At 67.7% G+C, this 21245-nt stretch carries 17 protein-coding genes; 10 read left to right on the forward strand and 7 right to left on the reverse strand.

Annotated elements, in window-relative coordinates; all coding sequences use genetic code 11:
• Positions 1 to 77: 77 nt before the first annotated feature.
• The gene (locus BKN51_RS41705; RefSeq protein WP_101612789.1) at positions 78 to 1049 is read left to right on the forward strand and encodes a sporulation protein; all 972 of its coding nucleotides are present in this window, start codon (positions 78 to 80) and stop codon (positions 1047 to 1049) included.
• Positions 1050 to 1088: 39 nt separating this feature from the next.
• On the opposite strand, the gene BKN51_RS41710 is transcribed toward BKN51_RS41705, so the two are convergent.
• Positions 1089 to 1676 carry a TetR/AcrR family transcriptional regulator gene (locus BKN51_RS41710; protein WP_101612790.1) on the reverse strand — a complete coding sequence of 196 codons (588 nt, stop codon included), beginning with the start codon at positions 1674 to 1676 and terminating at the stop codon, positions 1089 to 1091.
• 85 nt (positions 1677 to 1761) lie between these two features.
• Here BKN51_RS41710 and BKN51_RS41715 point away from each other — a divergent pair, with 85 nt between their 5' ends.
• Positions 1762 to 2307: a dihydrofolate reductase family protein gene (locus BKN51_RS41715; protein ID WP_101612791.1), complete on the forward strand. Its 546-nt coding sequence runs from the start codon at positions 1762 to 1764 to the stop codon at positions 2305 to 2307.
• A 47-nt stretch (positions 2308 to 2354) separates the two neighbouring features.
• Here the strand turns inward: BKN51_RS41715 and BKN51_RS41720 are convergent, their stop codons facing one another.
• Positions 2355 to 3560, reverse strand: coding sequence for an acyl-CoA dehydrogenase family protein (locus BKN51_RS41720; protein ID WP_101612792.1), 1206 nt, complete (start codon positions 3558 to 3560; stop codon positions 2355 to 2357).
• Positions 3561 to 3758: 198 nt separating this feature from the next.
• Between BKN51_RS41720 and BKN51_RS41725 the strand changes: the two genes are divergently transcribed.
• On the forward strand, positions 3759 to 4253 hold the full coding sequence (locus tag BKN51_RS41725) for a MarR family winged helix-turn-helix transcriptional regulator (RefSeq protein ID WP_101612793.1): 495 nt from the start codon (positions 3759 to 3761) through the stop codon (positions 4251 to 4253).
• Positions 4254 to 4418: 165 nt separating this feature from the next.
• Positions 4419 to 5597: an MFS transporter gene (locus tag BKN51_RS41730; RefSeq protein ID WP_101612794.1), complete on the forward strand. Its 1179-nt coding sequence runs from the start codon at positions 4419 to 4421 to the stop codon at positions 5595 to 5597.
• Between the two features lie 382 nt (positions 5598 to 5979).
• Here the strand turns inward: BKN51_RS41730 and BKN51_RS41735 are convergent, their stop codons facing one another.
• Positions 5980 to 7167 carry a GNAT family N-acetyltransferase gene (locus tag BKN51_RS41735; protein ID WP_101612795.1) on the reverse strand — a complete coding sequence of 396 codons (1188 nt, stop codon included), beginning with the start codon at positions 7165 to 7167 and terminating at the stop codon, positions 5980 to 5982.
• A 31-nt stretch (positions 7168 to 7198) separates the two neighbouring features.
• Positions 7199 to 8101, reverse strand: coding sequence for an alpha/beta hydrolase (locus BKN51_RS41740; protein WP_101612796.1), 903 nt, complete (start codon positions 8099 to 8101; stop codon positions 7199 to 7201).
• A 97-nt stretch (positions 8102 to 8198) separates the two neighbouring features.
• Here BKN51_RS41740 and BKN51_RS41745 point away from each other — a divergent pair, with 97 nt between their 5' ends.
• The 5 genes from BKN51_RS41745 to fxsT all read left to right on the forward strand — a co-directional run bounded on the left by BKN51_RS41745 (position 8199) and on the right by fxsT (position 17619).
• Positions 8199 to 9233, forward strand: coding sequence for a PucR family transcriptional regulator (locus tag BKN51_RS41745; protein WP_101612797.1), 1035 nt, complete (start codon positions 8199 to 8201; stop codon positions 9231 to 9233).
• 176 nt (positions 9234 to 9409) lie between these two features.
• Positions 9410 to 10126, forward strand: coding sequence for a S1 family peptidase (locus tag BKN51_RS41750; protein WP_101612798.1), 717 nt, complete (start codon positions 9410 to 9412; stop codon positions 10124 to 10126).
• Between the two features lie 183 nt (positions 10127 to 10309).
• On the forward strand, positions 10310 to 12121 hold the full coding sequence (locus BKN51_RS41755) for a VMAP-C domain-containing protein (protein WP_101612799.1): 1812 nt from the start codon (positions 10310 to 10312) through the stop codon (positions 12119 to 12121).
• A gap of 13 nt (positions 12122 to 12134) precedes the next feature.
• Positions 12135 to 13217: an AAA family ATPase gene (locus BKN51_RS41760; protein ID WP_101613794.1), complete on the forward strand. Its 1083-nt coding sequence runs from the start codon at positions 12135 to 12137 to the stop codon at positions 13215 to 13217.
• Position 13218: 1 nt separating this feature from the next.
• Positions 13219 to 17619 (forward strand): FxSxx-COOH system tetratricopeptide repeat protein, encoded by a 4401-nt coding sequence (gene fxsT / locus BKN51_RS41765; RefSeq protein ID WP_101612800.1) that lies wholly within the window; start codon positions 13219 to 13221, stop codon positions 17617 to 17619.
• A gap of 1 nt (position 17620) precedes the next feature.
• Here the strand turns inward: fxsT and BKN51_RS41770 are convergent, their stop codons facing one another.
• From BKN51_RS41770 to BKN51_RS41780, 3 genes are all read right to left on the reverse strand, one after another.
• A complete protein-coding gene (locus BKN51_RS41770) occupies positions 17621 to 19438 on the reverse strand; it encodes an HEXXH motif domain-containing protein (RefSeq protein WP_101612801.1) in 1818 nt (605 codons plus the stop codon).
• Positions 19438 to 19635 (reverse strand): hypothetical protein, encoded by a 198-nt coding sequence (locus BKN51_RS41775; protein WP_174720521.1) that lies wholly within the window; start codon positions 19633 to 19635, stop codon positions 19438 to 19440. The genes BKN51_RS41770 and BKN51_RS41775 overlap by 1 nt, the downstream gene beginning before the upstream one ends.
• Positions 19636 to 19712: 77 nt before the next feature.
• Positions 19713 to 20417 carry a Crp/Fnr family transcriptional regulator gene (locus BKN51_RS41780; RefSeq protein ID WP_101612803.1) on the reverse strand — a complete coding sequence of 235 codons (705 nt, stop codon included), beginning with the start codon at positions 20415 to 20417 and terminating at the stop codon, positions 19713 to 19715.
• A gap of 186 nt (positions 20418 to 20603) precedes the next feature.
• Between BKN51_RS41780 and BKN51_RS41785 the strand changes: the two genes are divergently transcribed.
• A complete protein-coding gene (locus BKN51_RS41785; protein ID WP_101612804.1) occupies positions 20604 to 21014 on the forward strand; it encodes a hypothetical protein in 411 nt (136 codons plus the stop codon).
• Positions 21015 to 21245: the final 231 nt, after the last annotated feature.

Raw genomic sequence — 21245 nt, forward strand, 5'->3', positions numbered from 1 at the left:
GGCGGATCTCGGTAGTAGTCGAAGTGTTCGCTTTCGCGGCACCCCAGTTTCCAGTAAACCAGCGGAGGAAATCCCTGATGTTCAAACGGATGCTCAGCGCCTTCGGGGTCGGCGGCCCGTCCGTCGACACCGTGCTCGACTCACCGCACGCCGTTCCCGGCGAGGTGATCACCGGCCAGGTCCGCATCCAGGGCGGTTCGAGTGACGCCCAGATCGAAGAGATCCTGCTTTCGCTGGTGACCAGGGTCGAGGTCGAGCACGGCGACCACGAGCGCGCCGGGACCGCGGAGTTCCTGCGGGTCAGCGCGGGCCGGAAGGTGAAGGTGACGGCGGGGCAGCTGACCACCGTGCCGTTCCAGATCGCCCTGCCGTGGGAGACGCCGGTCAGCGCGGTCGGCGGTCGTGAGCTGCCGGGCATGGTCGTCGGCGTGCGGACCGAGCTCGTCATCGCCGGGGCGCCGGACAAGGGCGACCTCGACCCGCTGCTGGTCGGGCCGCTGGAGTCGCAGGACCGGGTGCTGGAGGCGTTCGGCGAGCTGGGCTTCTCCTTCCGCAGCGCCGACGTCGAAGCCGGGCGCCTGCACGGCGTCCGGCAGGAACTCGGGTTCTTCCAGGAGATCGAGTTCTTCCCGCCGTCGCGCTACGCGGGCCGCGTCAGTCAGGTGGAGCTGACCTTCGTCGCGAGCCCGAGCGAGCTGGTGGTGATCCTGGAGGCCGACAAACGCGGCGGCATGTTCCGCTCCGGCGGTGACACCTTCGGCCGCTTCCACGTCTCGCACGAGGAAGCCCTGCGCACAGACTGGGCCGCGGCGATCGACGGCTGGCTGGCCAAGGTCGCCGAGTCCGGCGGCGGGCACGCCATGTTCGGCGGTCACCAGGGCCACCACGGCCACGACCACGATTACGACCACCACGGCGGGCACGGCAGGCGTGGCATGGGCATGGGCGGCGTGGTCGCCGGTGCCGCGGCCGGTGTGGTCGGCGGCATGATCCTCGGCGAAGTCATGGAAGACGTCTTCGACGGCGGCGACGAGGGCTTCGAGGAGTGATCCGGCTCCTGGGCACGCCGGTTCCGGCGTGCCCAGGGGTCACTTCGCGGTCAAAGGAGCCAAGGCGGCGTCGACCGCGTCGGTGAGCCGGCGCGGATCCGCCTCCGCCCTGGCCACCACGTGTAATCCCTGCATGACGACGAGCAGGAGGCGCGCCTGCGCCCCGCAGTCGAGATCGGCGCGGACCTCCCCGGATCGCTGAGCGGCTTCGAGTCCTTGCGCGATACCGGTTTCCAGTGCCTCGAATCCACTGTGGACCACTTTCCCCGCCGCTTCGTCGGCGGGCAGCAGTTCGGCGGCGGTGTTGCCCAGCAGGCACCCGCGTCCCGGGTTCTCCTTCGCAGCTTTAAGGACGCTGAGCAGAAGCTCGCGAAGGTGGGCGAGAACAGGACCTTCGGCGAGAGCGGCCGCCTGATCCCCGGCTCCGCCCGCGTAGCGCTCCAGTGCCCGGAGGAAAAGCGTGTGCTTGTCGCCGTACGCGGCGTACAGGCTTCCCGGCAGGACGCCGAGTTCCTCCTTGAGATCCCGCAGTGACGTCGCCGCGTACCCCCGCCGCCAGAAGACGTCGAGAGCTCCTCCGATCACTTCGTCCTCGTCGAAGGACCGTGGCCTTCCCGTGCGTGGCATGCCGCCATCCTACGACTTCTTGACAGCTCGTTCAAGAAGTGTACGTTGACTTCTTGTTCAATCGTTCAAGAAATCGGGAGTTCTCATGGGACGTCTCTTCCTGCACGTCAACGTGTCGCTCGACGGCTACATCGCCGACGCCGCGGGGGACATCGACTGGCACTTCGCCGACGACGAGTTACAGCGGCATATCGACGAGCTGCTGGAGTCGCTCGACGGCATGGTCTTCGGCCGCAAGGCCTACGAGGAACTCGCCGCCTACTGGCCGACCGCGGGCGACGAGGTCTCGGCGACCCAGCGGCGCCGGATGCACGAGCTGCCGAAGTACGTCCTGTCGCGCACCCTCCGGGCCACCACCTGGCACAACTCCCACCTGCTCGAAGACGCCTCGGCCCTCGCTGATCTCGAGGGTGACGTCGCACTGTTCGCCGGGGGAGGGGCCGCGACGTTCGCCGCCCGGCTCGGGCTGCTCGACGAAGTGCGGCTCGTGGTGAACCCGGTGCTCCTCGGCGGCGGGACACGCCTGTTCGACGGTGAGTACTCGAAGAAGACGCTCACGCTCGTCGACGAACGCCGATTCGCCTCGGGTGCGCTGCTGCTCACCTACGCCGTCGCGCGGGACGATCGGTAAGGGGGTGGTCCGGGCAGTGGGTGCCCGGACCACCGCGAACGGGTCGATCAGGTGTACCAGGTGGGTTCCGGAAGTTCGTTCAACAGCGCGTACGCACCGACCTCGCGGCGTTTGTAGGCCACCGGGTCGTGGAGCGAGTGCGTGCGCAGGTTCCGCCAGAACCGGTCGAGGCCGAATTTCGTGGCGCTCGCCCGGGCGCCGGTCAGCTCGAAGACCTTCGTGCCGATTTCGAGTCCGGTGTCGATCACGCGCTGCTTGGCGGCGGCGATGAGGACCGCGACCTCACCGCGCGCTTCGGGCGTGAGATCTTCGCGCGGCGCGTGCAATACGGCCGAGATCGCCGCCCCGGCCTTGTCCACCAGCGCCTCGGCGGCCCACAGTTTCGACTGGAGATCGCCGTAACCGTCGAGGATGTACCACTCCTCACCGGAAGAGGCCTTGTTGTCACCGCCGTACGGCCACGCGCGGGTGTGCTCGCGGGTGTACGCCAGCGCGGTTTCCAGCGCGCCTTGGGCGATGCCGAGGTAGAAGTTGGCGAACACCAGCTGGATCGCCGGGACGTTGAGCGTGTTGTAGGTCAGCGGGTGGAACTTCTTGTCGACGTAACCCGCCGCGCTCGCCCACGGAACGCGCACGTCGGTGATGGTCACGCTGCCCGACTCCGTGAGCCGCTGGCCGATGTTGTCCCAGTCGTCGTGGAAGACGATCCCGTCCTGTGCGGACGGAACGATGGCGAAGATGTGGTCCTCGGTGCCTTCGAGGACGCCTTCCAGCACGGTCAGATCGGAGACCTTGCTGCCGGTGGAGAACGACTTGTGTCCGTTGTAGACGATCTCGTCGCCGTCCTCGGTGATCTTCAGGTCGGAATCGCGCGGGTTGACTGCGCCGCCGAAGACGAAATTGTTCCGCGTATACAGTTCTTCGACCGCGGCGACCTGTTCGTCGGTCGCCACAAGCCGTGCGGCCCAGGCCCAAAGATAGTGATAACCGAGCAGTTGCCCGATCGAGCCGTCGCCGCGCGCGACCTCGCGGGTCACGCGATAGGCGGTCTCCCAGCTCTGGCCGCCACCGCCGTGCTCGACCGGGCCGAGCAGCGTCACCAGCCCGGAATCCTTGAGCAACTGGACTTCCGCATGGGGAGTTCCGTTTTCGCGGTCGCGCTCGGCCGCGTCCACCGCGAGCCGGTCGGCGACCTCCTTCGCGGCGGCCAGCCATTCGGTGGTGGACCGGACCCGGTTCTCGGTCGTGGTCATGGATGAATTCCGTTCTGTGCGAGGGCGAACGGGAATTCCGGGCAGGGCGGAGCGCCCGGAATTCCGGGTGATTCTCAGAGTGAACGCGGAAACTGCTTCAGGCCGGACAGAGAGTGCCTTCCATGCGTCCGAGTAGAGCAGCGGCGCTACGGGGTGTCAACGAACGTCCGCGCTCTGAGACCGGGGTAATCTCCGGGCGTGCCGGATCACGTTGACCACATTCTCAGCCAGTGGGCGGAAGCCCGTCCCGACCTGGACGTCTCCCCGATGGCCGTCATCGGGCGGCTGTCCAGGTTGACCCGGGTGCTGGACGGTGAACTGCGCAAGACGTTCGCGCGGCACGACCTCGACCGGTCCTCGTTCGACGTGCTGGCCACCTTGCGCCGCGGCGGCACGCTGACCCCGGCCGACCTGATGCGCTCGGCGATGATCACCTCCGGCGCGGTCACCCAGCGGCTCGACCGCCTCGAGGAACGCGGCCTCGTGGTCCGCGCGCCCGACGAGACGAACGGCCGCCGCGTCCTGGTGGATCTGACCGCAGAGGGGCGCGAACTCATCGACCGGGCACTTCCCGATCACGTCGACACGGAGCATCGGCTCCTGAGCGCGGTCAGCCCCGAGGAGCGGGACCAGCTGGCCGTCCTGCTGCGAAACCTGTTGCAGTCACTGGGAGACGTCGCCCTGGAGGACTGACCCTCGCGACCGTTTGACTTAGCGCTAAGCATCAAATAGCTTAGCGCTAAGAGGTGTGCGGGGTCGTCCCGTGTGCCGCCGATCTTCTGGGGATGAAGCACCCCGCGGCCGGAATCGCCGGTCCCGCAGGGGTTTCTTCATCATGCTCGTGAATCGAGAGAGAAAATGGTCACCCGAACCGAAAGTGCGCATTCGACCCTGAAGGGCTGGGCCGGGGTCGCCGCGATCACCGCCAGCCTGTTCGTCTTCCTCACCACCGAACTGATGCCCGTCGGCCTGCTCACGCCGGTGAGTTCCAGCCTGGGCATCTCGGTGGGCGTCGCCGGCCTGATGGTCACGCTCTACGGCGTCTCGGCCGGGCTCGGCGTGCCGTTCATCGTCGCGTGGACGCGGCGGATCAACCGGCGCGTCCTGCTCTCCACCTTGCTCGCGATCCTGGCCGTCGGCAACCTGATCACCGCGCTCGCGCCGAGTTATCCGCTGGTACTGGCGACACGGCTCGTCATGGGCTTCGCCAACGGGGCGTTCTGGGCCATCGGCGTCGGCATGGCGATGCGGATCGTCCCGGACCGCCACGCGAACCGGGCGGCGGCGGTGGTGATGTCCGGTATCTCGATCGCCACGGTGCTGGGCATGCCGCTGGGCACCATCCTGGAAAGCCTCACCAGCTGGCAGACCACGTTCCTGATCTGGAGCGGGCTCAGTGTCCTGGTGTTCCTCGCCGTCGTCGTACTGGTCCCGTCGCTGCCGTCGGCGAACGCGGTTTCGGTACGGGAGGTCTTCGGCCTGCCGCGGGTGAACGTGCGCCTGCGCTCGGTCCTGATCACCGTGGTGCTGTTCGTCCTCGGGCATTTCGGCGTCTACACCTTCATCCGTCCCTTCCTGGAAGGCACTTCCTCGGCGTCGCCCACCTTCATCACGGTGTGCCTGATCGTCTTCGGCGCCGGGGGAGCGGCGGGGAACTTCGTCGCCGGGTATTTCGTGGCGAGGAACGTGTTCGCGAGCTTCACGGTCGGTGCGGTCTCGCTCGTGGTGTCGCTGGTGTTGCTGCTCACCATCGGCAACGGACCGGTCGGGGTGATGATCGCGCTGGCGCTCTGGGGTTTGTCCTACGGTGTCGTGCAATTGAGCCAGCTCACCATGACGCGGAATTCCGCCCCGGAAACGTTCGAGGCCGCGATGTCGTTGAACACCTTGGCGTACAACACTTCCATCGCGCTCGGCGCGTTGTTCGCCGGACTGCTGGCGGACAACGCCGGGATCACCGGCGTAGTGTGGTTCGGCGTGGTGCTGACCGCGGCGTCGCTGCTCTTCACGGTCGGCACCCGCCGGGCCAGGAGCTAGGTGGTAAAGAGGGTTGGAACCCGCATTGCCACTCATGGGAGCCCGCCCTGACTCGGTAATCGTCGACGGATCCGCGACGCCGACTGTGTGGATTTCGGGACGTTGGATGTCCCGAAATCCACACAGTCCCGCGTGACCGGTCCGATCATGGCGGGGTGTGTGGAAATAGGGACGTTGGATGTCCCTATTTCCACACACCCCTCACCCACGGCGAAGGGCCCGCCTGGGAGACCTGGAGCTCTTGACTGTCCTAAAGGGACGCTTTTCGCGATGCAGGCGTCCGATTCAGGCGCATTGCCACTCACGACCACCCTGGCCCACTCGCGAACAAGACGCGTTCGCCCTTCTCCTCACTGTGAAACACGTCTGGCGCCGTCACCGGTCAGAACCAGTGCAGGCAGTGCGGGGAACGTTCGGCGCGGAACAACGCGTCGGCCAGTGCGCCCACTTCCGCGTGGCGCGCCCGGACGCGCCCGGCGCGGATGAGCTTGCTCGGGGCGGTGCCGCCGAGGTAGAGCGAACCGAGGTCGCTCGCGTCCAGGGACAGGTCGGGTTCCCGGTCCGTCGGGACGCAGGTGGCTTCGCCGTCCCGGACGGTCAGCAGGTAGCGGCCGTGTTCGCCGAGCGCCGGGTCGTCGACGTCGAGGACGAGCTCGCCGTCGGCGAACCAGCCGCGTGCGGTGAGCGCGCGGGGGATGTCCAGCAATCGCACCCAGAGCCAGTCGGTGTCGTCGCCGACCTCCCCGGCACGGAAGTCCTCGAGCTGCCAGCGCAGCGGGTGGTCGGGCGGGCAGTGCTTGAACACGACCTGGGTGACCAGGTCGTGTTCGAGCAAGAACCGGGCCAAGGCCGTGGAGACCTCGTCGTCGGCGGCGATGGTTTCGTCGACCGTGAAGGTGCCGCGCTCGCTCCGCCAATAGCTGGCGTACCCGTCCGGGACACCTTCGGCGTCACGGTGGACGGCGACGTAGCGCGGTGTCGCGGAGATCGGGGGCTGTCCCGCCCCGGCGGCCCACAAGCGGTGCGGTCGCGACAGCGCGCCGGGGCGGGTGCGGCGGTACCGGTCGTAGACCTCTTCCAGGATCTCGCCGCAGTCGGCACGACGCAGCACCTCGATCGCACCGGGCGCCGTACCACCCGCGGCGAAGGCGGCCTGGCGGCGCGGCACCGTCAGCCGGTGGGTGTAGGTCGCGGGTCCGTAGCCGAACCTGCGGTAGATCAGGGCCTCCGAGGCCAGCAGGACGGAGAGGATTTCGCCCCGCGCCCGGAAATCGGCGAGCTGATGCCGCATCATCGCCGTGAGCACACCCCGGCGCCGGTGCGTGGGCAGGACGCCGACGGCGGTCACCCCGGCGGCCGGGACGACGACCTGACCGGGGAGGGTGAGCTCGAACGAGTACGCGGCCGCCGTGCCGACGGGCCGCCCGTCCTCCGTCTCGGCGAGTATGCCGCGGTCCAGTTCGAGCGCGGACCAGATCTTGCCCCAGTTTTCCGGGAACTCCGCGAAAATGGCGAACATGGTGGCGAGGAAGGCGTCGCGGTCCTCGTCGGTGGTGGCGCGGATCTTCATCGGCACAGTGCATCGCCGCCCCGTGGCCGGGTCAAGCGATTTGCAGCGCCCGGCGCAGGGCGTCGCCCAGTTCGGTGATCTGGCGGCGCGACACCTCGGCGGACAGGATCGCTTGCGATCCGTGGAAGGTGCCGGGCCATTGGTGCAGTTCGACCGAGACCCCGGCCTGCAGCAGGCGGACCGCGTAGTCGATGTCCTCGTCGCGGTTGGGGCAGAGTTCCGCGGTGGCCACATAGGCAGGTGGCAGGCCGGAGAGGTCGGTGGCCCGCGCGGGGGCGGCGTAGTACGAAGGGGCGGGCCGTCCCGCGAGGTAGTAGTGCCACATCGCGGTGACCCTGGCGCGGTTCACCCAAGGCGTGTCGGTGAAGGTCCGCGCCGACCAGGTCTCCTGCCGGTCGTCGAGCCCCGGCTGGTTGAGCAGCTGGAACCGGATCCGCGGCCCGTGTTCGTCACGGGCCCGCAAGGCCGTGGCCGCCGCGAGACCGCCGCCCGCGCTGTGCCCGCCGATCGCGATCCGGTCCGGGGTGACGCCGAGGTCCGCCGCGTTCTCCGCCGTCCACTCGAGGACCGTGTAGGCGTCGTCGAGCGCGGCGGGGAAAGGGTTCTCGGGAGCCAGGCGATAGTTCACCGAGATCACCACCGCCCCGGAAGCTTCGGCGAGCCGCGCGGCCCACGGGTGTTCGGTGTCCAGGTTGCCCATGACCCACCCGCCGCCGTGCAGCCAGACCACGGCACCTTGCGCCTCGTGCGGGCGATAGACGCGGATCGCGACGTCCGGCTCGCCGGGCACCGTCCGGTCCTCGACCGTCATCGCGGAGGTGTCCGGCCGCGGCACCGACGTGGCCAGCTTGGCGAAAGTCTCGCGTTCGGCGATCGGGTCGTCCAGGGTCGACACGGGGAACAGGGCGATGAAGGCTTCCAGTTCGGGATCCATGACGACGATCCTGCCGGTCGCCCGGTCCGGAGGTCGCCCGCCAAGCGTCGCGCGTAAGCGCTCCGGCGCGCGACGATCGCCGCGTACGCTCGCGAACATGGAGGCACTCGCCGCGCGGTTGTCACATCTGGATCCCGACGTCGAAGGCGTGATCCGGGTCGTGATGTTCTACGACACGCTGATGCGGCGGCGGGTCGACCTCCCCGCGCTCGCCCGCGCCACGGCGGGGTTGGCGGAATGCCCGGCGGGTATCCGGCTCCACGGCACGGGGCGCACGATCCGCATGGCGCCCGACGGCCGCGAACCCGCCACCCCGCTCGCGTCCGCGTCCACCACGGCGGCGATCACCCTCGACGAGGAAGAGATCGGCTCGGCGTGGCTGGAACGCGACGGGGACCCCGGCGCCCTCGACGAAGCCGTGCTGGACCGGCTCGCGATCGCCGTGGCGACGGTCGTCGAACGGTACGGACCGGCGCGCACCACGATGGCCGATCCGGCACTGGTGGAACTCGTGATCAGCGCCGCCAGCGACGACGCCGCCAGGAACCGGGCACTGCGCTTGCTGGGTTTCCCCGCCGAGACGCCGATCAGGGTGGTCGCCGTCCGCTCGGGGATCCCGCTGGAGAAGATCGGCGGCCTGATCTGCCCGGCCCGGCCGGTCAAGGCGGCGCCGCTCACGGACGTGGGCATCATCCTGGCCACCGCGGTGGATCCGGCCCGGATCCCGGAAGGCGTGCGGGCCGGGATCGGCGCCACCGAGTGCCCGCACCGGTCGTGGCAGGACGCCAGGACCGCACTTCGGTTCACGACCGTTCGGCAGCCGGTGATCCACTACGACGATCTCGGAGCGCTGGCGCTGCTCGCGCGGATCCCGGCGGAGGACACCCGGGCCAACGCCGACGTCGTCGCGATCACCGCCCTGTCGGCGGATCCGGAGGACCTGCGGACGCTGGACGCCTACTGCGCCACCGGTTCCGTGCGCCAGGCCGCCGACTCGCTGCACCTGCACCACAGCAGCGTCGCTCGACGGCTCACACAGATCGGGAAGAGCCTCGCCATCGCACTGCACGAACCCGCCGGCCTGACCCGGGCCAGGCTCGCCCTCACCGCTTGGCGACTGCTCGACGAGTGAACGCATACCTAATGATCTTCGCCGGATACTCAAAAATCACCGGCGGCCGTCATAGTAATAAATAGGTAGCCCACGCGAACTTTCGTCGGTTTCCGGCTTCCCTTGGCACGACACAGAATCAGCGCGTAAGTCCCCACGGACGCGGCCGGTATCCGGTCGCAGAAATGAGTCGGAACATGCGACTGCGCTCCCTCGCCCTGCTCGCCGGCACCGCCTTCATGGCGCTGCTCGGTTCGATTGCCCCCGCCGCGACCGCCGCCGAGCCCTCCGGCGCGCAGCCGATGATCATCGGTGGCCAGTACGCGCAGAGCGGTCCTTGGGCGGCCCGGCTGTTCGTGAACGGCCAGCAGAACTGCAGCGCGACGATCATCGCGCCGCAGTACATCCTCACCGCGAAGCACTGCGTCGCCAGCAGTGGCAGCTACACCTTCCGGATCGGCAGCCTCGACCAGCAGAGCGGCGGCACCATGGCCACCGCGGCCAGCATCACCCGCCACTCGGGTGCGGACCTCGCCATCGTCCGGCTGACCAGCTCGGTCAACGCCACCTACGCGCCGCTGGGCACCACGAGCAACGTCGCGGTCGGCCAGAACGTCCAGGTCTACGGCTGGGGCGCGACCAGCCAGTGCGGTTCCGAGATCAACTGCCAGTCCCGGTACCTGAAGGTCGCCACCGTCCGGGTCAACTCGGTCAACTGCAGTGACTACAACGGCGGTGTCGCGGTGTGCGCGAACCGCGTCGACGGCATCACCGCCGGCGGTGACTCGGGCGGTCCGATGTTCTCCGGCGGCCGCCAGGTCGGTGTCGCCTCGACCAGTGACCGGTCGAACAACACCGCCTACACCAACATCACCCGTTACCGCAGCTGGATCCAGCAGGTCGCCGGCGTCTGACCCCCGGTGAAAGCGGAGCCCTCCCCGGCGCGGTCGGGGAGGGCTTCGTTTTCGGTGGGCAAATCACCAGCACGGAAACGGGAGAACATATTTGTCAATTGACACTCAACCCCGGGCCGATTGACGCGATAATGTGGCGGTCGGCGCCGACGGGTCGGCGCCGTGGACCTTGGGAGGGGGCCAGTGGCGCAACCGACGCAGGCTCTCGACCGCACGATCGTCGTGGTGGACGTCGCGGGCTTCACCGCTCCGGAACGGAACCCCCTCGATCGGCTCGCCGTGCGCCGGGGCATGTACGAGGTGCTGCGGATCGCTTTCGCCGAAAGTGACGTCGACTTCGATTCCTGCGTGAGCGAGGACCGCGGCGACGGCGCGCTGATCCTGTTGCCGCCCGGCACGACCAAAAGCCTTGTCGCCGACCGCTTGCCGGATAGGATCGCGGTCGCCCTCCGCCGGTACAACCACACGCGGACCCCGCAGGCGCAGATCCGGCTGCGGGTGAGTCTCAACTCCGGTGAGGTGCTGAACGACGGAAACGGGTGGGTCGGCGACGCGGTCGACACCGCTTTCCGGATCTTGGACGCGCAGCTCGCGAAGGAGGCGTTCGCGGAATCCGACCGGATGATCGCGTTCATCTCGTCGCAGCGCTTCTTCGCCGATGTCATCGCGCAGGACCCCGGCCTGTTGCCCGAGTTGTACAGTCCGATACCGGTTTCGGTGAAGACATTCACCGGAATGGCTTATTTACGGTTACACGGCGAACTCACCACGCCCGCCACGAAACCGGCATCTCTCGCGGCCGAGGCCGCCGAAGACCTGTTCCTGGCCGACCTGAACAACGCGGTTCTGGAGTTGATCCCCCGCAAGGACCTGGCGACGCTGCATCGACGGCTGACCCGGATGGAAGTCCCTCGCCTGCCGGTCATGGTGGCCCGGGCGCTCGGGCCCGCCGTGGCGCTGCCGCCGCTGGACGGCGTCACCGACGCGTGGGACGCCTTTCACCTGCTCACCGATTTCAACGCCGGCCCGGACGGGATCCCGCCCGCGGTGACGTTTCTGGCCCTGCTCGCGGAAAACATGGAAGGCGAGCCGGGCGCCGTCCTCGGGAACTGGATCGCCGACCATGCCCGGGCGCTGCGGATCGGCCCGGCCATCGCGCATCAGCGGCAGAACAGGCCGCCGATTCCCGAGCGCCCCCATCTCTACTTGGTGATCATGATCGAACCGATTTCCGCCGACCCCACACGCTGCACTCTCGCGTTCTGGCGTCAAGACGACCCGGAAGTGTGGCCACCCGCGCTGGGCGGAGTGCGGGAAATCGGGATAGACGAGGTCGAGTACAGGGTCGATGACGTCATCCTGGAGACTGAGGGAGTCTGGTCCGGTCAGAGCGTCTCCGCGTCCGTGGAATTCCTGCTGCCGAGGACGTTGATCAATTTGCCGGTGCAGCGGTGGGCCAAGGAACATGGGACGGGCCAGCCCCAGCCGTTGCGGTACGGGTATCGGCTGGGAATTCGGTCTTTGGAGAGGATGCGGGCGAGGCATTGGCATCGCGCATGGAACGTTCGCTGGGACTCGATGGTGAAGGATCCCACCGCCGACCGGCTGCACTATTCCGGTTGCGAGGAGTTCGAGGGGCACCCGATCGACGCGGTACTGAGCGACGATCACTGGGTCGGGCTGGTTTTGACGAAACCGCCGTCGCTGCAGCCGGAACCGGGGGCCGTACCGGACGAACTGACGGCCGCCCTCCGCAGTGGATTGCCGGTGGTGCTGTGGCATCCGGACGCCGAGCCGGAGACCCTGCGCGAGTTGCTCGACTGGGTATTGGCCGCGGACGACGGTTTTATCAAACTTCCGGATCGCCGCAAACTGGCGAATTCCGGTATGGCCGTACCGTTCAAGAATTCTCTGGCTCACGATCTGGTGGTAATGTGGGACGACCCGAAACGCGTAATCGTTCTAGACCAGCCGTTGATCCCGAGTCGACAGTAAGGGGATGCCGCGGATGAGCGCGAACGATCAAGACGCGACCGTGAACGGGCGGACGTCCCGGCCAGACGCACCCGATTGGTGGATTTACCGGGGGACCGGCAGGCCGATCCACGACATCGATCTCGCGCAGTTGCTGCCCGCGCCGCCGCCGTGGCGTTCCTATCGCGGGGATCCGCCGCCGGAGAACGAGGTGCCGCCGCCGGACGACGGTGAGGTGGAGCGCCGTCTCGGTACCGCGTTCACGCTTTCCGAGCAGGACACCGACGCGGGCGAGCTGAACATGGTGAACGCCGCCCTTTATCTGCGGCGTCCGTTGCTGGTCACCGGGAATCCGGGGACCGGGAAGTCCAGCCTCGCCTACCGGATCGCCAGGGAACTCGGCCTCGGCCGGGTGCTGCGCTGGGCGATCACCAGTCATACCGCGTTGAGTTCCGGGCTGTACGGCTACGACGCGATCGGCCGGGTCCAGGCCGCGGCGACCAGTCAGGCCCAGCTCGGTGGCGAGGCCGAAGAACCCCCGATCGGTGATTTCGTCCGGCTCGGCCCGCTGGGGACCGCGTTCCTGCCCGGCCGGTTGCCGCGGGTGCTGCTGATCGACGAGCTGGACAAATCCGAGGCGGATCTGCCCAACGATCTGCTGTCGATCTTCGAAGACGGTGAATTCTCGATCGAGGAACTGGCCCGGGTGCGCAACCGGCATCCCGAAGTCACCGTGCACACCGCAGACCCGCAGCGCACCGCCGTCGTCCGTGACGGCCGGATCGCCTGCCATGCCTTTCCGATCATCATCATGAGCAGCAACGGAGAGCGGGAGTTCCCGCCCGCGTTCCTGCGCCGGTGCCTGCAACTGCGGATCGAGAACCCCGATCACGACCAGCTCGCGGCGATCGTCGCCAGCCATCTGGTCGCGGAGAACGGCGAACACAGGGACAGGCTCATCCGCGAGTTCGCCGAACGGAGCAAGGCGGAAGGCGGTCTGCCCACCGACAGGCTGCTCGACGCCGTCTATCTCGCGACGTCGGGTGCGTACCAGCCGGATCAGGAGGCGTGGCCGCGGCTGGTGGACGCTCTCTGGCAACGACTGACGGTGCGGTGACATGGGCAGGCCGGGCGGTGTGTCCGACTCGCGCTCCGTCCCGGTGACGGAGCAGCGGAGGCCGGGCACTCCCCAGGGAGTCAAACGGTTCGAGTTCAAGGATCTGGACTGGACCGATGTCGCGGACATCGTGTGGCTGGCCGCGGCCATCACGCCGAGGCGTACCGGCGACGAGGTCACTCCCGACAAGGAGCCGAAGCCGGCGTCCGATGAGGTGCGGATCCGCAACGCGCCCTCGGAACGCGGGGAAATCCCTCCGCCTCCTGAGCCCAGGCTGTCTCAGATTCCCGGTGCCACTCCGTCGAGTGATGGTGATGGCCGGGTCGTCGAGATCGACGCCGTTCCCGGCGAACTGCCCGAACCCGCGGTGGAAGGCTCGGGACCGGGCGGGGCGGTACTCCTGGAATCACTGGAGTACTTCCGCGTACTGAGAAAGCTGAAACGGGAGACTCCCTCGCTGCGACACAACAATGTGGTCCTGGACGAAGTGGCGACCGCCGTCCGGGCCGCGGAGACCGGACGGTGGTGGCCTGTCACCCGGTCGAGAAATGAGCGCTGGCTGGATCTGACGCTCGTCCTCGACAACGGTCCGTCGATGGCCTTGTGGCGGCCAAAGGTGTCCGCGTTTGTCGAATTGCTCCGTCAAGTGGGTGCTTTCCGTACCATTCAGGTCCGGCTGTTGGAAACCGCGAAGGACGACGATCAGGAGGATCTCGTTCTTCGAGGTGGCACGGCGGGAGCGCCGGCGCGGGACCCGAACGAGATTCTGGATTCGTCGGGACGGCGTGCGGTACTGCTGGTGACCGACGGTGTCGGGGACGCGTGGCAGAAGAAGGACGCGCTCTATCCGATACTGGCGCGCTGGGGCCGGACGATGCCGGTGAGCATCGTGCATCTGCTTCCTCAATGGCTGTGGGGACGCTGCGGAATGAGCCCGCAGAAGGCCCGGCTGAGGGTCCCGAACGCGTTGGCCCCCAACGGTCGCTGGACTTGCGACCTCGCGGACGCGTGGCTCGAGCCCGAGTCGAAAATCCCTCGGGACACCGTGCCGGTGCCGGTCCTCGAACTGCGGCCGAGGGCACTCGGATGGTGGGCCGGACTGATGACCGGCGAAAACGCCGCCGGTGTCGAAGGAACGGTAGTACTCACGACTGAACGGATTTCTCGCTCCGATTCCGGTGACCGGCCGGTAACTTTGTCACCCGCCGAAAGAGTGCATAGATTTCGCAGTGTTGCGTCTCCGCCGGCGCTACGCTTGGCGCAGTTGCTCGCGGCGGTACCGGTCCGTCTCGACGTGGCGAAGCTGGTGGGACAACGGTTCGTGCCGGAAGCAAGACTGGAGCACCTCCTGGAACTTTTGCTTTCAGGCATCCTGTACGCTCCCGGCCTTAGGGAAGGGAAGACCACTTGGGACACAGGTGGCCTTTTCGCATTTCCCGAGGCAGTCCGGGAAATGTTGCTCAGTGGCGCGCGAAGGTCGGAAACGGCCAGTGTCGTCCGAGTGGCGGCCAATCACCTAGGTCGAAGGATTCCGCTGCTCGGTCACCTCCGAGACGCACTTGCCGACCCGCACAACACGCCGGATCCAGTGCTCACTCATGAGTCCTCGTCTGACGTCGAACTGGAAAGTGTGCTGATGCGCGCGCTGTCCGGGCCTTATCTGTCCCGGGCGGACCGGTTGCGGAACGTCGTTCAAGGGCAGAGCCCTGTCCTGCCCACCCTTGAACCGAGACTGACATCCAAGACTGTGAGCCCCCAGATGCCTGAGACGGCCGAACGTCCACCTGCCTCGACTGCCGTGACCCAGGGACGTTCGTCTTATCTCGGTGACCCCGAAGCGAACGAGCCGACGACCAGGATCGTCCATCCCGCGGCGTCGGAAACATCCCGGCACTTCCCGGAACGCCAACCCGATGACCCGCCTTTGGTGTTCGGGAACGTCCCGCCGCGCAACCCGAACTTCACCGGTCGTGACGAGCTGCTCGACCAGCTCACCAAGCGGTTGAGCAGCGGTACCACCGCGGTGCTCCCCTCGGCGTTGCACGGCCTCGGTGGTATCGGCAAGACCCAGATGGCCACCGAGTACATCTATCGGCATCTGCAGGACTACGACCTCGTTTGGTGGATCGACGCCGCACACACCACCCAGATCCGCGCGGGCCTCACCGAACTCGCGGGACTGCTCGGTCTCCCCGGCGCGTCGGAGGCCAACGTCGCGGTCCCCGCGGTGATCGAGGCGCTCCGGACCGGGCGGCCGTTCCGGCGCTGGCTGCTGATCTTCGACGCCGCGGAGACCCCTGAGTCCGTACTGCCGTACTTCCCGCGCAACGGTCCCGGCGAAATCCTGATCACCTCGCGGAACTCCGACTGGGCCGGTATCGCGCGCCCGCTGGAGCTCGCGGTGTTCAAACGTGAGGAAAGTGTCGAGCTGCTCGGCCGTCGCGGTCCGGAGATCGAGCCGGCCGACGCCAACGAGCTCGCCGAGAAGCTGGGCGATCTGCCGCTGGCCGTCGAGCAGGCGGCCGCCTGGCGTGCGGTGACCGGGATGCCGGTGCAGGAGTACCTGCGCCTGTTCGACGAGTCCGTCGAGGAAATCCTCGACACCGCCACGGCGCCCGATTACGAGGTTTCCGTCGCCGCGGCGTGGAACGTGTCGTTCGAGGAACTCAAGACCCGCAACCCGGCGGCGCACCAGATCCTGCACATCTGTGCCTTCTTCTCACCTGAACCGATTTCACGTGACCTCCTCACCGGAGTCAGCCGGGTTTCGATTTCCCCCGAGCTCGACGCGGCGCTGCGCGATCCGATCAAGCTGGCCCGCGCCATCCGCGACATCAACCGGTACGGCCTCGCGAAGATCGACCACGGCAACAACACCCTCCAGCTGCACCGTCTGGTCCAGCTGGTCCTGCGAAACCGGGTGATGGCCCGCCAGGTTCACGCAAGGATGCAGCATGGGGCCCATCAGTTGCTCGCCGCGCTGGACCCGAACGACCCCGAGTCCAGCAGGCATTGGCCGCGTTACCGTGAATTGCTGCCGCACGTCTACGCGGCGAACGTGCTGGACTGCGACGACAGCTGGCCGCGTCAGCTCCACATCAACCTGATGCGCTACCTGTTCGAATACGGCGACCACGAAGAAGCCACCCGGCTCGGTCTCGAAGCACGGAAGCGGTTCACCGACACCCTCGGCCCCACCCATCCGCAGACACTCGAAGTTTCGTCGAGGCTGGGTCTTTATCTGTGGGCGGTCGGCCGGTACGCCGAAGCCTCGGAACTCAACCAACGCACTCTCGCCCTGCGCCTCCAGGTGTCCGGTGAAGAGAACGAGGAGACCTTCGCCCTCCAGCGGAACATCACGATCGACCTCCGGGCCCAGGGCGACTTCGCGGCGGCGACCAAACTCAGCGAAGAGATCTACCACAAGGCCAAGCGCATGTTCGGGGAAGACGACCCGGAGACGCTCAACGCCGCGTACCAGCACGCGATCAGCCTCCGGCTGACCGGCGCCTACCGGGCGGCCGCGGAACTGGACCGGGACACCCTGCGCCGTCGGATCGAGGTCCTCGGCCGCGACCACGTCCGTACTTTCGGCGTCAACAGTTCACTGATCGTGGACCTGCGCGAGGCGGGGGAGTACGGCCAGGCCAGGGTCCAGCAGGAAAGGCTCACGGAGAACTTCCGTGCCCGCTTCGGTGACGACCAGCTGGATGCGGCAGGCAACGCGTTCCTGCTTTCGGTGGCCAGGCGCAAAGATGGCGATCATCCGGGCGCGCTCGCTCTGTCCACGGAAGCCCTCATGAAGTTCCGGCTGGTCTACGGTGACGACCACGCCAACACCATGGCCTGTGCCCTCGCCCATGCGATCGATCTCCGCCACTCAGGTGACATGGCGGCGGCGAGGAAGCTGGGAGAAGAAACCTTCGAGCGCTACCGCAGTGGTCTCGGCGAACACCATCCGCATACCCTCGCGGCCAACGCCGACCTCGCGGTGACGTTGCGGCTTCAGGGTGACCCCGCGGCGGCCCGAGTCCTCGACGAGCGCGCTCTGGAGCATTTCCGTGCCACCATCGGCCCGGATCATCCCTACGCCGTCATCGCCACGATCAACCTGGCGAGTGATCTGTCGGCGTTGGGTGAGTTCGACCGGGCGGTCGAACTCGGACGGGACGCGGTCGAGCGCGGCAAGCAGGTGCTGGAGGAGGACCACCCCACCGTTCTCGTGGCGTCCTATAACCTCGGGCTGGATCTGACCGCTCTCGGCCGGGCCGAGGAGGCAGCGCCGTTCCGCGACCCGATCCTGGTGAAGTACCGCCAGGTCCTCGGCGAGGCCCACCCGGGAACGCAGGCCGCGGTCCGCGGTGTCCGCGGTGACTGCGACATCGACCCCATGCTGATGTAGCTCAGTCCGGTACGAGTTGGCCGATCCACGAGGCGAGCTGTTCCACGGTCGGCGGCCGCGGAACGGCTCGCAAGGGTCGATGCACCGCCCGGACGATTTCGGGACAGTGCAGCAACGCACGGGCGGCGGGATGGGGGCCTCGCGCCGAGAGCGCGAGGCCCAGCCCGACCAGCGAGGCGGGCCGGTCCGGATCCCTGGCGAGTTCCTCTCGGTAGCCGTTGATGGCTTCGAGGAAGTCGCCCGCGGCATAAGCGAAATCCGCTGCCGTGGCGCCGGGAACCGCCGGCGGTCGCCCGTCCGGCGAGAGCGGTGTGCCGCCGACGGTGAGCCGGATCAGGTCCGTCCTGGCGTGGGACCAGCCGCCGTCCGGTACCGGCGTCGGGGGAAGATCGGTCGCGTCGAAGGTGGCAGGCGGACGGGGCCGTCCGCTCAGCCAGGCGGCCGCGAGTCCGCTGACCATCGACGGATCCGGGCGAAGGTGACGGGCGCGCCAGCCCGCGAGGTGATCCCGGCATGCGGCCGTGGCCAGCGTGCTCGCTTCCGTCGGTACGGGTTCGTCCTGCCAGGGGCCGAGACGTTCCGCGATATCGTCGAGGAAGCGTCGCCCCGCGGCGGTCAAGGTCGAGTCCACCCGTAGGACTTGCAGGGTTCGCCACGTCTGACGGCGCCAGAACGCGAATTCGAAGCCGGAGCGCCGGGGGCTCTCCCCGGACTGGTGCAGTGCGCGCCAAAAGGCCGTTACCCCGAAGAAAGCGTAGACCCCTTGCAGGGCCCCGCTCAGGGGCCGTGGGTCATCCCGCCAAGCCACGTAGATCCGCTCCCGTGGATCCGGCTCGTACAATTCGACGAGGTGCAGCAGGCCGCCGAGCACGATGTGCTGGAACTCGTGGATCAAGGTGTCGGCGAGAGAGGCTCCGTCGGAAGGCAGGCCCACCACCGCACTGCCGAACGCCTCCCCGGTCGACGCGCTCGGATTCCGGAAGAGCACCTGGGGTTTCGGTACGAGCGAGGCCAAGCCCACCGGCATGATGCGGGCCAGGCCGGGCAGATGGGCGGCGATCAGACGGCAGGCCTCGTCTATCAGCCCCTGCCAGTCCGCCAGATCCTTGCCCGGCAGCCTTTCGGGTGGGACCGGCTCGTAAAGTCCGCGATAGGGATCGAGATCGTCCAGCCACAGCGAGAAGCGGTGTGCGCCGACCTGGCTCCGCACCCGCCGGATTCCCCACCAACCCGGGGCATCGGAGTCATGCGCGCTCGGCAAGCGGACCGTGGTTCCGGCGCCCGAAACGGAGTACCGGCCGTTCGCGCCTCGCACGATGGCCGAAGAAAACGGTTCCGTACCGGGGAATCTGGCCATCCCCAGCGAAGGAAGGATGGCGTTTCCGTGCCAGACCGGGATGGCGGTCTCGAAGTCCAGTTCCGCCCGGATCGCCGCGGCCGCCGCGATCGCGTGCGCGTGCCCCAAATGCATCCACAAAGGCCCCACGCCGTCGATTCCGTTGCGCAGCAGCCGAGTCGTGTAGCCCGCCCAGCTCCCGGTGTACGGATTGGTGAGCATCCGGTTCACCGCCCGGGGTGCCCGTGCTTCGGCACGTGCGAGGAGTTCCCACGCGGAATCCAGCGATGGCAACGGGCCTGAGTGATCCGAGGTTTTCGTCGCCTCGGTCAGCAGTGCGTGGATCAGCAGTTTACGACGACTGCGCTCGGCCCGTCGCAGACGGCGGGCCATGTCCTCGTCGCCGTCAAGGCGCGCGAGTGCGTCGAAGTCACGCCACGACAAGCGATGGAACGCGGGGCGAGCTTCGGCCGGTGGCGACATCAGTCGATGCGCTCACCGGTCCCCGCGGATCCGCTTCGGTAGCGTGCGCGGACATGCGTGGTGCGTTCGACGACATGGTGCGCCGAATGGCGGAAGGCGTCACTGTCCAATTCCCGCAACGCGGTGAATGAGACCGCGTCGAGATCGATCAACGCCGATTCGATGTCCGGTTCCGTGCTTGCCGAGAAAGAACTCATCGTGCCGATTCCCTCCACCCCGTGAAACGGTTGCGAGAGTTGAACCTTGACAAGGATAGCCGAGATTCCGGGTTCGATCAGGCCTCTTCCGCCGGTGGTGGCCGTCCGGCGGCCAATTCTCGGAGTGCGCGAGGCCGGGTGATGGTGACGCGCTGGCGCGCGGTGTGCACCACGCCCAGCTTCCGGAGTTCTTCGAGGCCGCGGATCAGGGTGCTGCGGGAGACGCGGGCGAACCCCGCCAATTCCCCTTGGTTGAAGCGAAGATCGACCTGTTTCCCGTCCGACCAGTCGAGGGCGTGCTGCAGGGCCAGTTCCAGGAGGACCGCGGCGAGGCGCTGGGGGAAATCCGGTCCGCCGGACTCGAGACGCAGCCGATCGGATTGTTGCAGCCGGATCGCCGCGGTACGGAAGATCTCCTCGGCGATGCGAGGCCGGTCGCGCAGCACGCCGAGGAATTTCTCCCGCGACACGACCAGGGTGTGCACCTCGTCGATCGCCGACATGGTGGCGGAACGGGGGAGCCCGCTGATCGGCGCCACCTCGCCCACGATTTCCGCGGGTCCGCGGGCGGCGAGCGGGGCGTCTTCGCCGCGATAGTTGGTGGCGCTGATCTTCACCCAGCCGCGCAGGACGACGAACATGCTCGTGGGCGGACTGCCCTGGAGGGCGAGGATCTGGCCGGGCTGCCATACCTTCACATGCCCCGCGCCGCGGAGGGCGGACTGCTCGGCGGGTGTCAGCCGTTTCCAGATCCCGTACTCGGCCGCAGCGGAACCTGTCATCCCGGCGCTGCCGGATTCACGGAAACCGGATCGGCGCTGTGTTCCATTTGACGCATCGCACACTCCCCCGACTCGCCAGCATGGTCTGTGGGCAGAACGACCCGGAAGTTTCGAACCGCAACCGGTAATTGTGCCAGGCAAGAGGTGACTTCACCAGGCCTCGGGCCGGCGACGGGGGAGGATGTCATGCGCAGTGCCGAAAGTGTCATGGGACGGCCGAAGGATCACCGCCACGAGCCTGCCGAGGAGAGCCCGCGGACGCCCAAGGCGTTCGGGCGAAGACCGGCCTTCTTCGCTCCGCACCCGCCGCTGATCTCCGGCGGGTGGTACCAGGGGGCCGACCACGAGGTCCTCGGCCCGGGGCGGTACCCGGTCCCCCGTCCGCCCGTCAAGTCCGTGAAGGCGGCGTTGTTGTGGGCTCTTTTCTTGGGCCCGTTGGGGTTTTGTTACGTGTCGCCCGTCGGCGGGCTGATCGCGACGGCGGTGTCGGTCATGGCGATCACCTTCGGGGGAGCCCCGTTGGCGGCCGTGATCTGGCCGGTCGTCATGGTGCTTTCGCTGGCCGCCCTGTCCCGGCGCTCCGGGGAAGGGGACTAGGCGACAAGAAAGGTGTCCGGCCGCTTTCGGCCGGATGAACCGGGTGGGGGCCGTTCAAGGGGGGCGGCCCCCATCACGGCCTTCCGGCGAGTCGCTGGGCGAAGCGGCGGCACGCCATCCTCCGAAAGTCGCGTCTTGTTGCTCCGATCATGCAGCGCGGGGACGGAACTCTTGAACCCGAGCCGGTCGATATGTTTCTATCTGCTCGATAGTCGCACCAAAGGTGCAGTT

The organism is Amycolatopsis sp. BJA-103, from assembly GCF_002849735.1.
In the GTDB taxonomy this organism is placed as follows: Bacteria; Actinomycetota; Actinomycetes; order Mycobacteriales; family Pseudonocardiaceae; genus Amycolatopsis.